We start from the raw sequence: 14,443 nt of genomic DNA, 5'->3' as shown, positions 1-14,443 counted from the left end.
GCGTTGCTGTGCTCGATGCTGGTGTTCGTGGCGGTGGCGGCGGTCGGGTTGTGGTTGCGTCGCCGCCGCGGTCGCTGACCTGTCCAACGCCCCCGGCGCTCCGGGCGCCGGCGCCGCCGGCGGTGATCATGGCGTTGTCGAGCTGACTCCGGCGTGTCGGCGCAACAACCTCATGATCACGCGGTGTGGGTGCGTGGGTGAGGCTGGACACAGGTGTCCGCGGTGGGGCGGGTCGGGTCGGAAGAATTGGGCGCCATGGACCCCGCATCGCTGATCACCCTCCTCGCCGCAGCCGGTATGGCCGGCTGGGTCGACGCCGTGGTGGGCGGCGGTGGGCTGCTTCTGCTGCCGGCGCTGCTGGTGGCCGCGCCCGGGCTGCCGGTGGCCACGGCGCTGGGTACGAACAAGCTGGCCGCGATCTTCGGCACCGCGACGGCGGCGACGACGTACGCGCGACGCACCAAGATCGACTGGGCGGTGACGGGGCCTGCCGCCGCGCTGGCGGTGCTCAGTTCCGGGGTAGGTGCGGTGCTGGCCGGTGCCGTGCCCGCGGCGGCGTACCGGCCGGTGGTGCTCGTGGTGCTGCTGTCGGTGGCGCTGTTCGTGCTGCTGCGCCCCCGGCTGGGTGTGGTGTCCCTCCCCCACCGGCGCACCCCGGCCCGGGTGGCCGCGGCGGTGGCGCTCGCCGGTATCGGCATCGCCCTGTACGACGGGCTCATCGGTCCCGGCACCGGCACGTTCCTGGTGCTGGCGTTCACCGCGCTGGTCGGCGCGGACTTCGTGCACGGGTCGGCCATGGCGAAGGTGGTCAACGCCGGCACGAACCTGGGCGCGCTGGTGGTGTTCGCGGCGACCGGGCACGTGTGGTGGCTGCTCGGCGCGGGGATGGCGGTGTGCAACATCGCCGGCGCGGCGTTGGGCGCGCGGATGGCGCTGCGCCGCGGCGCCGGGTTCGTGCGCGTCGTGCTGCTGGTGGTGGTGCTGGCCCTGGTGGGCAAGCTCAGCTACGACCAGTGGCTGGCCGGCTGAAATGCCGGTACGCGCCGAGCACGATCGCGCCGAGCTGGCCGCCCTGCTCGGCCGGGACCCGGTGCTGCACGCGTACCAGCTCGGCGACCTGGATGACTTCTTCTGGCCGTACACCTCGTGGTTCCGCCACGGCGAGCAGGTGGCGCTGCTGTATCACGGCGTGAACCCGCCGACGCTGCTGGCGTTCGCCGCGCCGGCGCACGTCGACGAGCTGGCGGTGCTGCTCGGCGACCTCGCCTCGGTGCTGCCCGCCCGGCTGTACGCGCACCTCTCCCCCGGTCTGGCGGCCGCGCTGGCGCCCGCGTTCGACGTCGACGGCCCGGCCGCCCATCTGAAGATGGCGTTGACCGATCCCGCGCGCCTGGACCGGGTCACTCCGGCTGGGCGGCCGCTGAGCGCGGCGGACCTGCCGCAGCTGCAGGCCCTCTACGCCGAGGCGTACCCGGGTAACTGGTTCGACCCGCGGATGCTGCACACCGGGCAGTACCTGGGGATCCACGACGGCGGGGTGCTGGTGGCCGTCGCCGGTGTGCACGTCTGGTCGCCGACGTACCGGGTGGCGGCCCTGGGCAACGTCACCACCCATCCGCGGGTGCGGGGGCGTGGCCTGGGCACGGCGGTGGTGGCCGCGCTCTGTCACCGGCTGCGCGACACCGTCGAGCACGTCACGTTGAACGTCCGGGCCGACAACGTCGCGGCGGTGCGGCTGTACGAGCGGCTCGGGTTCACCCGGGTCGCCGACTACGGCGAGTACACCCTGACGGGCCGCCCGCAGAACCAGCGCGCTCCCGGACGGTGAGGGGCCGGTCGTGGGGTCGTTGCCGTTCGCCTGCGGGGGTCCGCGTCCCTGCCGCGGGAGTTGTCGCCGGTTCGTGAAACTCTGCCTGGCTGCGCCAGCCCCGGGCTGCGGTCCGTCCGGACGGACCGCAGCCCGGGCCTCGGCTCGCTCCGGCGAGCCCGATCAAGCAGGCAAATCACGCCGGCACGGAGACCGGGGCGGTGGCCGGAGCGGCCCGGTCCATCAGCCGCCAGGTGCGCCGGCGGACCAGCGGGTCCAGGGTGACCAACAGGTACGCGGCGCCCACGACGAGGATGCCGCCGGTGGCGCCGAGCGTTGTCGCGAGCGCGCCGCCGACGAGCCCGCCGAGCGGGATACCGGCCCAGGCCAGGCCGCCGACCGCGCCGAGGACACGCGCCCGCAGGCCGGCCGGGATGCGTTCGAACTCCGCGGCGGACAGCAACGGGTTGATCGCCCCGATCAGCACCCCGCCGACGAGCGCGACGCCCGCGATGACGGGCAGTCCGACCGGCAGCGCCAGCACGAAGATCCGTGGGACGGCGCCGAACAGGAAGGCCACGGCGTACGTGCGCCAGCGGGGCAGTCGCGCGCCGTGTATCGACACGAGCAGCGACCCGACGAAGGCGCCGGCGCTCAGCGCGCCGAACACCAGCCCGATGGGTGCGGCGTCGTCGAACCGTTCGGCCGCCCACACCGGGATCAGCACCGCCGTCATCGCCTGGTCGAGCAGGTTCGTCAGCAGCACCATCGCGACGATCGCCCGTAGCAGTGGATCACGCCGGACGAAGCGCAGCCCGGCGCCGAGGTCGGCCAGGTAGCCGCGGACACCGCTGGGGTGGCCCGCCTCGGCCGGGTCGGGTTCGGCTCGGCGGAACCGGACCAGGGTGGCCACGAGCGCGGCGGCGAGCAGGAAGCTGGCCGCGTCCAGCGCGATGACCGCGGGAGCGCCGAGCAGCGCGATCAGCACCGCGCCCAGCGGCGCCCCGATCAGTGACCCGAGGCGTTGACCGCTGTCGGCCAGCCCGGCGGCACGCTCGTTGCTCCAGCCGGCGGTGGCGGCGACGTCGGGGACCATCGCGTACTTCGCGTTGTCCGACGGCCCGCGGAACAGCCCGACCAGGCCGACCAGGACGAGCAGAACCGGGAAGCTGAGCAGGTCGGCGGCGTACAGCAGGGGCAGCACGCCGAGCACGAGCCCGGCGATCAGGTCACCGCCGACGCTGGCGATCCGCGGGCCGATCCGGTCGATCAGCGGTCCGCCGAGTATGCGCGCCGCGACCAGGGCGGCCATCTCCACGAACGCGGTGACGCCGGTGAGCAGGGCGTCGCCGGTGCTCTGCAGCACGAACCAGGGCACCGCCACGACCGACATCCGGGTGCCGGTGACCGAGACCGTCTGGGCGATGAGCAGCCCGTACGCGTACCGGCGCCTCATGGTTGGCCGCCGTCACCGGAACGTCCGTCGGCCGCGGCGTCGGAGCGTTCGTCCGGCTCGCCGGTGGACGCGGTTCGCGTCGCGAGCAGCGCATCCAGCTGGCCGCGCCGGGGGAAGATCTGGAACTGGGTGCTCATCGAGACGCGTTCCGATCCGTCGCCGGCCCGTTGCGCGGCCTGGTCCCGGTAGCGCACCAGCAGGGCCATCATGTCGTCGGCGAGTTGCTGTGCCTCGGCGGCGCTGAGTCTGATGGTGAGGTCGCTCAGGCTGGCTGCCCGTACCCACTCCTGCGGCCAGTCGGCCAGTTCGGTGATGGACTGCTCGACGTTCTCCGCGTACATCCGGGCGACGGCGCGCAGGTACGCCTCGCCGAGTTCCCGCTCCGGCGCGTCCCGGTCGGGAGCGTCGAACCAGGTCGAGCGGTGCACGGCGCGCCAGAAGCGTTCCCGGCCGCGGCCCAGTTCGGGCGCGTCGGTGACGAAGCCGTGGGTGGCCAGTGTGCGGAGGTGGTAGCTGGTCGCGGCGCTGGACTCGCCGAGTCGGGCGGCCAGTTGGGTGGCGGTCTGCGGTCCCTCGTGGCGCAGCGAGCCGAGCAACCGCAGGCGCAGTGGATGGGCTACCCCGCGTAGCGCTCGTGCGTCGAGTACGACGTCCTGCTTGGGGTCGTACCCGGGCTTGTGTGGATCCTCGGTCATGATGCCAAGATAGCGATGCAAAGAAGCCTTTGCAAAGGCTTCTTTGCATCGCTGTCGCCGTCCTGAACCGGTATCCGAAGGACGGGAGGGCTGTCAGGCTTCGCGGCCGGGAAGCATGGCCAGGGCTCGGGAGCGTTGCGCCACGAGGTCGTCGTAGGTGCCGTCACGCTCGGCCCAGCGGTGCATCTGGACGCCCTTCACGAGGATCTCGCGAGGGGTGGGATCCGCTGCGAGCAGCTGCATGACCTCGGTGGCGAAGTCGTCGAGCGGCAGCGCGTGCGGGTTCACCTTCTCCTGGCCCGCGGTGGCGACGGCCGGGGGAACGAGTTCGACGACGCCGACACCGGTGCCGTCGAGTTGCGCGCGCAGTGCCTCGGAGTAGGCGTGCACCGCGGCCTTCGAGGCGGCGTAGCTGGGCATGGGCGGGAACGGCAGGAAGGCGATGCCGGAGGTGACGGTGATGAAGGTGCCGGCGCCGCGCCGGAGCAGGTGCGGGGTGAAGGCGTTGACGACCCGGATGGTGCCGACCAGGTTGGTGTCGATCGTCGTCTCCGCCGCCGCGAAATGCGCCGGGTCGCGCAGGTCCTCCAGCAGCATGACACCCGACATCGTCACCACCGTGTCCAGCTCGGGATACCGGGCGAGCACGGCGTCACGAGCAGACGCGACAGAGGCGCCATCGGTGACGTCGATGCTGAACGTGCCGAAACCTTCCCCGGCGAGCTCCGAGAGCGCCTGCGGGCTGCGTCCGCCGACGGCCACGGTGCTACCCGCCGCGGCGAAGCGCCGCGCCAGCTCCCGCCCGATACCCGAGGTCCCGCCGACGATCAGAACTGTGCGATTGGAGAGATCCACGAGATCTTCCCTTCGATCTAGGACGCGGGCGGTGATCAGTTCCCCCGCCACACGTCCTGCTCAAGAACGGTGTCACCAGAGTCTTGACGGAATCCGCCGGGTGTGACTGGTCCCCCGTTTTCCCTGGTCCTGCCAGGGCCCCCGTTGAGACACGCACACCGCATTACGGTGTCGACATGAAAGATGAGGAGTCCGGCAACCGGCTCGGCAGCTACCTTCGCGCCCGCCGCGAGCTGGTATCCCCGGCGCAGGCGGGACTGCCGCCGGGCCGTAACCGCCGCGTGCCCGGCCTGCGCCGGGAGGAGGTCGCCCTGCTCGCCGGAATCAGTCCCGACTACTACCTGCGCCTGGAACGGGGCCGCGACAAGAACCCCTCACCGCAGGTCCTCGAAGCGCTCGCCCGCGTGCTGCGGCTCGACGACGTGGAGCGGACGTACCTGCTCGGGCTCGTGGCGACACGCCCCAGGACGCCGCGCCGCAAGCGGCCCGAGCACGTGCCGGCGCGGGTGCACGAGCTGCTCGCCCACCTTCAGATCCCCGCGTTCGTCGAAGGACGCGCGTTCGATGTCCTCGCGTCCAACCCCATGGCCGTGGCGCTCTCCCCCCGCCTGCGGCCCGGCCGGAACCGGCTGCGTGACCTTCTGCTCGATCCCGAGGAACAAGCCTTCCACCAGGACTGGACGAAAGCCGCCGCTGATTTCGTCGCCGCCCTCCGCAGCACCATCGGCGACGACACCGACAACCCCAGGTTCGTCGAGCTCGTCGGGGAACTCGCGCTGTCCAGCCAGCGGTTCCGTGCCCTGTGGGCCCGCCACGACGTGCGCAGTCTCGACGGAGGCACGACCACGGTGCACCACCCCGTCGTCGGTGAACTACGCCTGCACCGGGACAAACTTCCCGTCGGCGATGTCATCCTCGTCGTCTACTACCCCGACAAGGACAGCGACAGCGACGAGAAGCTGCGCCTGCTCGCCGCACTCGCACACACCGAGCCCGCCGGCGCGGCGCACGACAGGCCGGCGGACATCCCGGACCCGAAGACAACCTGACCACGCCCGGCCGTCCCGGCACCGCGACCCGAACGCCCCCACGGAGGATCACCACCTCCCCGGGCCTTGATCACGAGCCGTCCACGTCCTGCCTGGCGGACGGGCCGCGCGGCGAAGCCGAGCCGGTTTCAGCCGCGGCGGCTGGGCGAGTCGAAGCGGCCGGCGCGGATCTCCCGCAGCGCCCGCCGCCGGGTCTCCCCGGTCAGGGTGTCCACGTAGAGCCGGCCGGCGAGGTGGTCGGTCTCGTGCTGCAACGCGCGGGCGAGGAATCCGCTGCCGGAGATGGTCAGCGGCTCGCCGTGCTGGTCGAAACCGTGGGCCGTGGCGTGCAGGGCCCGCCGGGTCGGGAAGTACAGCCCGGGGATGGACAGGCAGCCCTCGTCGTCGACCTCGGTCTCCTCGGACAGCTCGATCGTCGGGTTGACCAGGTGACCGCGGTGCCCGTCGGCGTCGTAGACGAACACCTGGGCGTCGACGCCGATCTGCGGGGCGGCCACGCCGGCTCGTCCGGGCGCGCCGAGCAGGGTGTCCATCAGATCGCCGACCAGGGCGCGCAGTTCGGCGTCGAAGCTGGTCACCGGCGCGCACGAGGTGCGCAGCACGGGGTCGCCGATGATCCGGATGGGCCGCATTGTCATGCCGGCAAGATTATCCGGCGGCGCGGCCGTCGCGAAGGAGCACCTAGAGGCCGTCGGAGATGCGGGCCACGCGGGACTCGAGAGCCCGCGCCGGGTCGCCGTTGGCCCGGCGCTCCTGGCGGCCGTCAGCCGGGCGCGACGGGCTCGCACGACCGGGCGTACGGCACAGCGGCGTCGTCGGGCTCGCTCAGGAGGGTGGTGGGGGCAGGCCGGCGTCGGCGATGCGCTGGCGCAGTGGCCGGCGGTGGACGGCGGCGAGCACCGCGTGCAGCACGTCGGCCAGGGGTGCGGGCAGTTCGCCGTCCAGCTCGCGCATCGCCGCGGTGGTGGCCGCCCACTCCGCCTCGATGATCGGCAGGAGTTCGCGGGCGCGAGCGCTCAGGTGCACGACGCGTTGCCGGGCGTCGGCGCCGGGGGTCAACTCGACCAGGCCGGCCCGGGCCATCTGGGCCACGGTCTGGCTGGCTGCGGAGTGGGTGACCCCGATCCGGTGGGCGAGGTCCCGGATCGGCAGTGGCCCGCCGGCGACCAGCACCCGCAGCGGCGGGGAGAACCGGGGCCGGTAGTCGTCCAGTCCTCGCTCGGCGTACACGCCGGCGACCTCGCCGTCGAGTGTGTCGAGCACGTGCCGCAGCAGCGTCCCCACGGCCTCCCGGTCCGGCACGTCGTCCCTCACACCGCTAATGTAACAGCGCTGTTGTTTCTGGGGAGGTCAGGATGTACCCACCGGTGGAGCCGTACGCCCACGGCCTGCTCGACGTCGGCGACGGCCAGCACGTCTACTGGGAGACCTGCGGCAACCCCGACGGCAAACCGGCGGTCGTGCTGCACGGCGGACCCGGCTCCGGCGCCACCCCCGGCTGGCGGCGCTACTTCGATCCGGCCCGCTACCGGGTGGTCTTGTTCGACCAGCGCGGCTGCGGCCGCAGCCGCCCGAACGCCGCCGACCCGGAGGTCGACCTGTCGGTCAACACCACCGGCCACCTGATCGCCGACATCGAACGGCTGCGCGAACACCTCGACGTGCACCGGTGGCTGGTCCTCGGCGCCTCGTGGGGCTCCACCCTCGGCCTGGCGTACGCCCAGCGCCACCCCGAGCGGGTCAGCGAACTGGTGCTGTTCAGCGTGGTCACCACGAGCCGCCACGAGGTCGAATGGATCACCCGGGAGATGGGCAGGATCTTCCCCGCCGAGTGGGCCCGGTTCCGCGACGGTGTGCCACCGGCCGACCACGACGGCGACCTGGCCGGCGCGTACGCCCGGCTGCTGGCCGACCCCGACCCGGACGTGCGCGAACGCGCGGCCCGCGACTGGTGCGCCTGGGACGACACCCACGTGCGTACCGTCCCCGGGTGGCGGCCCGATCCCCGCTTCGAAGACCCCGAGTTCCGGATGCGCTCGGCCCGGCTGGTCACCCACTACTGGAGCAACGCCGCGTTCCTGCCCGACGGGCAGCTGCTGCGCGACGCCCACCGGTTGGCCGGCGTCCCTGGTGTGCTGCTGCACGGCCGGCTCGACATCAGCAGCCCGCCGGACATCGCCTGGCAGCTGGCCCAGGCCTGGCCGGACGCCCGCCTGGAGCTGGTCGAGGCGGCCGGCCACGGCGCCCGCCTCGGCATCGGCGAGCGCGTCGTCGCGGCGCTGGACGACTTCGCCGCCCGCTGACACGCGCCGTCGCCGCGCACCCCGGGCCGACTGCTGCGCCCATGTCGTGGGCCATGGACTGACCGGGGCGCTCCCGCTCACGCGCCGGCGCCGCCGTCGACCGGCACGATCGCGCCGGTCACCATCGAGGCCCGGTCGCTGAGCAGCCACGCGGCCACCTCGGCGACCTCACGCGGCTCGGCCATCCGGCCCAGCGGGATGCGCGCATTGATGCGCTCGACCACCCCCGGGGACGCCGCCTCCCACGCGTCGATCATCTTCGTCGCGGTGCCGCCGGGCGTGATGCCGTTCACGCGGACGCCCTGCCGGCCCCAGGTCACGGCCGCGGTCTCGGTGATGCTGTTGAGCGCGCGCTTCATCGCGCCGTACGCGGGCAGCTCCGGGTTCGCGCGGCGGCTGCCGATGCTCGAGGTGTTGACGATCGCCCCGCCACCGCCCCGGCGCATGAGCGCGGCCTCAAGCGTCATCGCGGTCCAGTGCGCCCGGAAGTTCACCGCGAACTGCTCCTCGATGTCCTCGTCGCTCGTCGTGTCGAGCGGGCCGGGCTGCTGGATCGCCGCGCCGTTGTTGAACGCGCCGTCGAGCCGTCCGTGCAGCGCCTCGACGTGGTCGAGCGCCGCACGGATGCTGGCCCGGTCGGCGAGGTCCACCGCCACGGCATCCGCGACGCCGCCGGCGGCGCGGACCTCGGTGACGATCCGGTGGAGGGCGTCGGCGCCGCGGGCGGCGAGCACGACCGCCGCGCCCTCGCGTGCGAAGAGCCGGGCGGCGGCCGCCCCGATGCCGCGGCTGGCGCCGGTGATGAACACGACCTTGCCGGCGAGCAGGCCGATGGGTGCGATGTCGCTGTCGTTCGTCATGCCGACGATGGTCGGTCGATCGTCCGGCCGGATGCAGGCACAGGTGGTACCAGGATCCGTCGCCGCGCGGGGTGCAGACTTGCGGCATGGACAAGCTGGAACTCGGGGCGTTCCTTCGTAGCCGTCGCGAGCGGCTCCGGCCGCAGGACGTCGGCCTGCCCTCGGGTCCGCGACGCCGGACTCCGGGTCTTCGCCGTGAGGAGGTGGCGGTCCTCGCGCACATCTCCACGGAGTACTACGTCCGGCTCGAGCAGGGCAGGGCGCCGCGCCCCTCGGGCGAGGTCCTCGCCGGGATCGGGGACGCCCTGCGGCTCACCGACGCCGAGTCCGAGCACCTGCACGTGCTCGCGGGCACCGCGCCGAGCCGTACCGGACGGTACCGGCGCGACGTGCGTCCGAGCATCCTCGCGCTGCTCGATCGGCTGCCGCAGACGGCTGCTTTCGTGACGTCCGCCGCCTTCGACGTGCTCGCGTGGAACGCCCTGGCGGCCGCGCTCATGGAGGACTTCGCCGAGCTGGCCCCGCAGGACCGCAATCTGGCGCGCCGGGCGTTCCTCGGGCCGCCGACTGCGGACGCGGCCCTGTACGGGGTCTCGGACGCCGCCGAGTTCCGGCACCACGTCGTCATGAGGCTCCGATCCACTCTCGCCCGGTACCCGTCCGACCCCGCGGTGGCCGAACTGGTCGCCGAGCTGTGCGATGCCAGCCCCGAGTTCACTCAGCTCTGGCAGCGGCGCGACGTGCAGGCCACGGCGATGCTCACGAAGACCTTCCGTCACCCGGTCGTCGGGGAGATCACCGTCAACTGCGACGCGCTCACGCTCACCGACCGCGACCAGCACCTCGTGCTCTACAGCGCGCCGCCGGGATCCCGCGACGCCGAGGCCCTGGCCTTCCTGGGCGCACTTCCAGCCGGGTACCGCTCGCTCTGACCCCAGCCGCATCGGCGGGGGGAAAGGCACGGGTCAGCGGCCGGCGAGGGTGGCGCGCACCGGGCGGCTCTTGGCGGCAGCCTCGGCGACCTCCGCCTGCGGGTCACTGCCCCAGGTGATGCCGCCGCCGGCCCACACGTGCAGCCGCTCACCATCGGCGGCGGCGGTGCGGATGGTCAGACCCAGGTCGATACGGCCGGGCGCGACCCAGCCGAGCGCGCCCATGCCGGCGCCGCGCCCGACGGGTTCCACAGCGGCGATCTGTTCCAGGGCGGCACGTTTCGGCGCGCCGGTGACCGAGCCGCCGGGGCAGACCGCGCGCAGCAGGTCGGCCAGGCCCAGCCCGTCGGCGACGGCCGCGGAGATCGTCGACTCGGCCTGCCACAGGTCACACCAGCGGCGTACCGCGAAGAGCTGGTCGACTCGCACGGTGCCGGTGCGGGCGACGCGGGCCAGGTCGTTGCGTTCCAGGTCGACGATCATCACGTGCTCGGCGCGTTCCTTCGCGCTGGCCCGCAGTTCCCGCGCGCCGGCCGTGGTGGCCGGGCGGGTGCCCTTGATGGGGCGGGTGACGAACCGGCCGTCGGTGAGTTCGATCAGCGTCTCCGGGGAGGCGCAGCCGATCGCCCAGCCGGCGCCGGTGAGAATGCCGCCGTAGCGGGCGCCCGGCAGCGCGCCGAGGCGCGCGAGGGCCGGCAGCGGGTTACCGGAGTAGCCGGCGGCGGCATGTCCGACGACGTTGACCTGGTAGACGTCGCCGCGGCCGATGGCCTCGCGGACCGCTTCGACGGCCGCGGCGTGCTGCGCGGGGGTCCAGCTCTCCTGCCATTCGCCGAGCCGCCAGGAGCCGACGCCTGGCGGCGGTGGCGGCACGTCGGCGTGGCCGTACACCACCACAGCGACCTCCGGCAGCGCCGGCGCCGGGTTCGGCGCGCCGGCCGGCGCCCCGATGAGCAGCGCGCCCGCGGCCGCCGACACGTACAGGGCGGCGCCGCAGGGACCGTCCGGGTCGTGGCCGGGCGCGGGGCGGGCAAGGTCGTCCAGTGGCAGGCCGTGGGCGGCGAGGAACTCCTGCACACCGGTGGCGGGGTCACCGCCGTCGCCCGGGCGCCACTCCCAGCGGGCGCGCTCCACCAGCGTGCGGCGGCATTCGGCAGGCGCCGCCGGAACATCGATCGCGGTCAGCGGAACGGTATCCACGCCGTCTGGCCCATCCTTCGTCGTCCGTTCAGCGGATTTCCCGACTCGCGCGCGTGGACCTGCTCGATGCGGGCCACTTTCGCTTGGTACTGTGCGTCACTGGTCATGTGAACCATGACACAGTGCCCCCACAGTCCGGAGAACCCGATGTGCCAGCACCAACCCACCTGCCCCTCCGCCGACGCCATCGATCGGGAAGCCGCCCGGGTCATCGCCTGCTTCCCTGAGCAGGGCTGGAGCCTGCTCTGCAACGGCGTCATCATCTTCGAGGACACCGGTGAGCTGCTTCCCGACGGCAGTTGCATCGCCCCGCACCGAGGCCCCGCCCGGCACGCCCTCGTCGCCTGAGCGACCACACAGCGTCACGACAGGTCGTCGACCACGCTAACCCCCGATCCGGGGCCGCCGCAGCCGTGTCGACGACGCCGGGGCGGCCACTGCGACCGCCCCGGCGCGCCCCAGGTCAGTCCTCGAACGCCTCCGGCGACGGGCACGAGCAGACCAGGTTCCGGTCGCCGTACGCGCCGTCGATCCGCCGCACCGGCGGCCAGTACTTAGCGGCCCGGTCCACCCCGGCCGGGTACGCGCCCACCGACCGCGGGTACGGGTGCGGCCACTCGTCACCGGTGACCATCGCCGCGGTGTGCGGCGCGTTGGACAGCGGGTTGTCCCCCGCCGGCCACTCCCCGGCACCCACCTTGTCGATCTCCGCCCGGATGGCGATCATCGCGTCGCAGAACCGGTCCAGCTCACCCAGATCCTCACTCTCGGTGGGCTCCACCATGAGCGTGCCCGCCACCGGGAACGACATCGTCGGCGCGTGGAAGCCGTAGTCGATCAGCCGCTTCGCCACGTCGTCGACGCTCACCCCGGTCGCCTTCGTCAGCGGCCGCAGATCCAGGATGCACTCGTGGGCCACCAGCCCCTTGTTGCCGGAGTACAGCACCGGGTAGTGGTTGCGCAGCCGAGCCGCCACGTAGTTCGCGGCCAGCACCGCCACCCCGGTGGCCCGGGACAGCCCCGCCGCGCCCATCATCCGCAGGTACGCCCACGGAATCGGCAGGATCCCCGCCGAACCGTACCGGGCCGCGGAGATCGCCGGCGTGCCGTCGGCCCGCTCACCGGCCGGGTCACCCGGCAGGTACGGCGCCAGGTGCGAGCGCACCGCCACCGGACCGACCCCCGGCCCGCCACCGCCGTGCGGGATGCAGAACGTCTTGTGCAGGTTCAGGTGCGACACGTCCGCCCCGAACTTGCCCGGCTTGGCGAACCCGACCAGCGCGTTGAGGTTCGCACCGTCGACGTACACCTGACCGCCCGCGTCGTGCACCTTCGCGCACAGCTGGGCGATGCCCGTCTCGTACACCCCGTGCGTCGACGGGTACGTCACCATGATCGCGGCGAGCGCGTCCCGGTGCTTGTCGATTTTCGCGTCGAGGTCGACCAGGTCGACGTTGCCGTCGTCGTCACACGCCACCACGACCACCCGCATGCCGGCCATCACCGCGCTCGCGGCGTTGGTGCCGTGCGCCGACGACGGGATCAGGCACACGTCCCGGTGCCCCTCGCCGCGGCCCCGGTGGTACGCGCGGATCGCCAGCAACCCCGCCAGTTCCCCCTGCGAACCGGCGTTGGGCTGCACGCTGACCGCGTCGTAGCCGGTCACCTCCGCCAGCCACCCCTCCAGCTGGCTGATCATGTCCCGGTAGCCGGCGGTCTGCTCCGCCGGAGCGAACGGGTGGATGTGCGCGAACTCCGCCCAGCTGACCGGTTCCATCTCGGTGGTCGCGTTGAGCTTCATCGTGCACGAACCCAGCGGAATCATGCCCCGGTCCAGGGCGTAGTCGAAGTCGGCCAGCCGGCGCAGGTAGCGCAGCATCGCCGTCTCCGAGTGGTGGCTGTTGAACACCGGGTGGGTGAGGAACTGCGAGGTGCGGGCCAGCGCCACCGGCAGAGCCGCCTCGACCTCACCCTGTGGGGCCGGCACCCCGAACGCGGCGTACACCGTCGCCAGGTGCTCGTGGGTGGTCGTCTCGTCGCAGGAGACACCGACGCGGTCGGCGTCGACCAGCCGCAGGTTCACCCCACGCTCCGCCGCGGCGGCCACCACCTCGGCCGCGCGGCCCGGCACGACAGCCGTGACCGTGTCGAAGAACGGCACGTCGACGACCTCGACCCCGCCGCCACGCAGCCCCGAAGCCAGCCGCACCGCCATCTCGTGAGCACGTTCGGCGATCTTCCGCAGCCCGTCCGGGCCGTGGTAGACGGCGTACATGCCGGCCATCACGGCGAGCAGCACCTGCGCGGTGCAGATGTTGCTGGTCGCCTTCTCCCGCCGGATGTGCTGCTCACGCGTCTGCAACGCCAGCCGGTACGCCCGGTTGCCGTCCGCGTCCTTCGACACACCGACCAGCCGGCCCGGCAGCACCCGCTCCAGCCCCGACCGCACCGCCAGGTAGCCGGCGTGCGGCCCACCGAAGCCCATCGGCACACCGAAACGCTGGGTGGTGCCGGCGGCGATGTCCGCGCCGATCTCCCCCGGCGGGCGCAGCAGCGTCAACGCGAGCAAATCCGCGGCGACGGTGACCAGCGCCCCGGCGGCGTGCGCGGCCTCGACCAGACCGGCGTGGTCACGGACTGCACCGGACGCGCCCGGGTACTGCAGGTGCAGGCCGAACAACTCGCCCGGCAGCTGCTCGGTGTCCAGGTCGAGCACCCGCACCTCGATGCCGAGCGGCTCCGCCCGGCTGGTGATCACCGCGATGGTCTGCGGCAGCGCGTCGGCGTCGACGACGTACACGTTGCTCTTGCTCTTCGACCCGCGGCGCGCCAGCGTCATCGCCTCGGCCGCGGCGGTGCCCTCGTCCAGCATCGACGCGTTCGCGGTGGCCAGCCCGGTCAGGTCGGTGACCATGGTCTGGAAGTTCAGCAACGCCTCCAGCCGGCCCTGACTGATCTCCGGCTGGTACGGCGTGTACGCGGTGTACCAGGCCGGGTCCTCCAGCACGTTACGGCGGATCACGCCCGGCGTGTGCGTGCCGTGGTAACCCAAACCGATCATGGACACGGCGACGGTGTTGCGGGCGGCGAGGGCACGCAGCTCGGCGAGCGCCTCCGCCTCGGTCGCCGGGTCGGGCAGGTCCAGGGTGCCGTGCCAGCGGATCACCTCGGGGATCGCCGCGTCCATCAGCTCGTCGATCGAGCTGTAGCCGACGGTCTCCAACATCTGGCGCTCGTCGTCCGGCCCGGGGCCGATGTGACGGGTGGCGAACTGCTCTGCGGTCAT

14 protein-coding genes are annotated in these 14,443 nt (G+C 72.9%); 6 read left to right on the top strand and 8 right to left on the bottom strand.

Annotation, left to right across the window (positions count from 1 at the left end; all coding sequences use genetic code 11):
• The first annotated feature begins 255 nt into the window (after positions 1 to 255).
• On the top strand, positions 256 to 1,029 hold the full coding sequence (locus BXA10_RS18925) for a sulfite exporter TauE/SafE family protein (RefSeq protein WP_076471739.1): 774 nt from the start codon (positions 256 to 258) through the stop codon (positions 1,027 to 1,029).
• Between the two features lies 1 nt (position 1,030).
• Positions 1,031 to 1,828, top strand: a complete 798-nt coding sequence (locus BXA10_RS18920; protein WP_076471738.1) for a GNAT family N-acetyltransferase — start codon at positions 1,031 to 1,033, stop codon at positions 1,826 to 1,828.
• 175 nt (positions 1,829 to 2,003) lie between these two features.
• Here the strand turns inward: BXA10_RS18920 and BXA10_RS18915 are convergent, their stop codons facing one another.
• The 3 genes from BXA10_RS18915 to BXA10_RS18905 form a co-directional block, all read right to left on the bottom strand.
• Positions 2,004 to 3,263: an MFS transporter gene (locus BXA10_RS18915; RefSeq protein ID WP_076471737.1), complete on the bottom strand. Its 1,260-nt coding sequence runs from the start codon at positions 3,261 to 3,263 to the stop codon at positions 2,004 to 2,006.
• Positions 3,260 to 3,958: a winged helix-turn-helix domain-containing protein gene (locus tag BXA10_RS18910; protein ID WP_076471736.1), complete on the bottom strand. Its 699-nt coding sequence runs from the start codon at positions 3,956 to 3,958 to the stop codon at positions 3,260 to 3,262. The genes BXA10_RS18915 and BXA10_RS18910 overlap by 4 nt, the downstream gene beginning before the upstream one ends.
• Before the next feature lie 93 nt (positions 3,959 to 4,051).
• Positions 4,052 to 4,813 carry an SDR family oxidoreductase gene (locus BXA10_RS18905; RefSeq protein ID WP_076471735.1) on the bottom strand — a complete coding sequence of 254 codons (762 nt, stop codon included), beginning with the start codon at positions 4,811 to 4,813 and terminating at the stop codon, positions 4,052 to 4,054.
• A 176-nt stretch (positions 4,814 to 4,989) separates the two neighbouring features.
• Between BXA10_RS18905 and BXA10_RS18900 the strand changes: the two genes are divergently transcribed.
• On the top strand, positions 4,990 to 5,862 hold the full coding sequence (locus BXA10_RS18900; protein ID WP_076471734.1) for a helix-turn-helix transcriptional regulator: 873 nt from the start codon (positions 4,990 to 4,992) through the stop codon (positions 5,860 to 5,862).
• A 128-nt stretch (positions 5,863 to 5,990) separates the two neighbouring features.
• On the opposite strand, the gene def is transcribed toward BXA10_RS18900, so the two are convergent.
• Entirely contained in the window at positions 5,991 to 6,500 is a 510-nt protein-coding gene (def, locus tag BXA10_RS18895) for a peptide deformylase (protein WP_076471733.1), read from the bottom strand.
• A 187-nt stretch (positions 6,501 to 6,687) separates the two neighbouring features.
• Positions 6,688 to 7,176 carry a MarR family winged helix-turn-helix transcriptional regulator gene (locus tag BXA10_RS18890; protein ID WP_076471732.1) on the bottom strand — a complete coding sequence of 163 codons (489 nt, stop codon included), beginning with the start codon at positions 7,174 to 7,176 and terminating at the stop codon, positions 6,688 to 6,690.
• Between the two features lie 41 nt (positions 7,177 to 7,217).
• Here BXA10_RS18890 and pip point away from each other — a divergent pair, with 41 nt between their 5' ends.
• Positions 7,218 to 8,165 carry a prolyl aminopeptidase gene (gene pip / locus BXA10_RS18885; protein WP_076471731.1) on the top strand — a complete coding sequence of 316 codons (948 nt, stop codon included), beginning with the start codon at positions 7,218 to 7,220 and terminating at the stop codon, positions 8,163 to 8,165.
• Positions 8,166 to 8,242: 77 nt separating this feature from the next.
• Here pip and BXA10_RS18880 read toward each other — a convergent pair whose 3' ends face one another.
• Positions 8,243 to 9,025 carry an SDR family NAD(P)-dependent oxidoreductase gene (locus tag BXA10_RS18880; protein ID WP_076471730.1) on the bottom strand — a complete coding sequence of 261 codons (783 nt, stop codon included), beginning with the start codon at positions 9,023 to 9,025 and terminating at the stop codon, positions 8,243 to 8,245.
• An 86-nt stretch (positions 9,026 to 9,111) separates the two neighbouring features.
• On the opposite strand from BXA10_RS18880, the gene BXA10_RS18875 reads away from it, so the two are divergent.
• Positions 9,112 to 9,957, top strand: coding sequence for a helix-turn-helix transcriptional regulator (locus BXA10_RS18875; RefSeq protein WP_076471729.1), 846 nt, complete (start codon positions 9,112 to 9,114; stop codon positions 9,955 to 9,957).
• 33 nt (positions 9,958 to 9,990) lie between these two features.
• Here BXA10_RS18875 and BXA10_RS18870 read toward each other — a convergent pair whose 3' ends face one another.
• Positions 9,991 to 11,157 (bottom strand): chorismate-binding protein, encoded by a 1,167-nt coding sequence (locus BXA10_RS18870; RefSeq protein WP_076471728.1) that lies wholly within the window; start codon positions 11,155 to 11,157, stop codon positions 9,991 to 9,993.
• 147 nt (positions 11,158 to 11,304) lie between these two features.
• Here BXA10_RS18870 and BXA10_RS18865 point away from each other — a divergent pair, with 147 nt between their 5' ends.
• Positions 11,305 to 11,505 (top strand): DUF5999 family protein, encoded by a 201-nt coding sequence (locus tag BXA10_RS18865; protein ID WP_076471727.1) that lies wholly within the window; start codon positions 11,305 to 11,307, stop codon positions 11,503 to 11,505.
• 115 nt (positions 11,506 to 11,620) lie between these two features.
• On the opposite strand, the gene gcvP is transcribed toward BXA10_RS18865, so the two are convergent.
• A complete protein-coding gene (gene gcvP, locus BXA10_RS18860) occupies positions 11,621 to 14,443 on the bottom strand; it encodes an aminomethyl-transferring glycine dehydrogenase (RefSeq protein ID WP_076471726.1) in 2,823 nt (940 codons plus the stop codon).

It is taken from the genome of Micromonospora avicenniae (genome assembly GCF_900156065.1).
Classification (GTDB): domain Bacteria; phylum Actinomycetota; class Actinomycetes; order Mycobacteriales; family Micromonosporaceae; genus Micromonospora; species Micromonospora avicenniae.
This window is presented reverse-complemented; position numbering and strand designations above follow the sequence as displayed.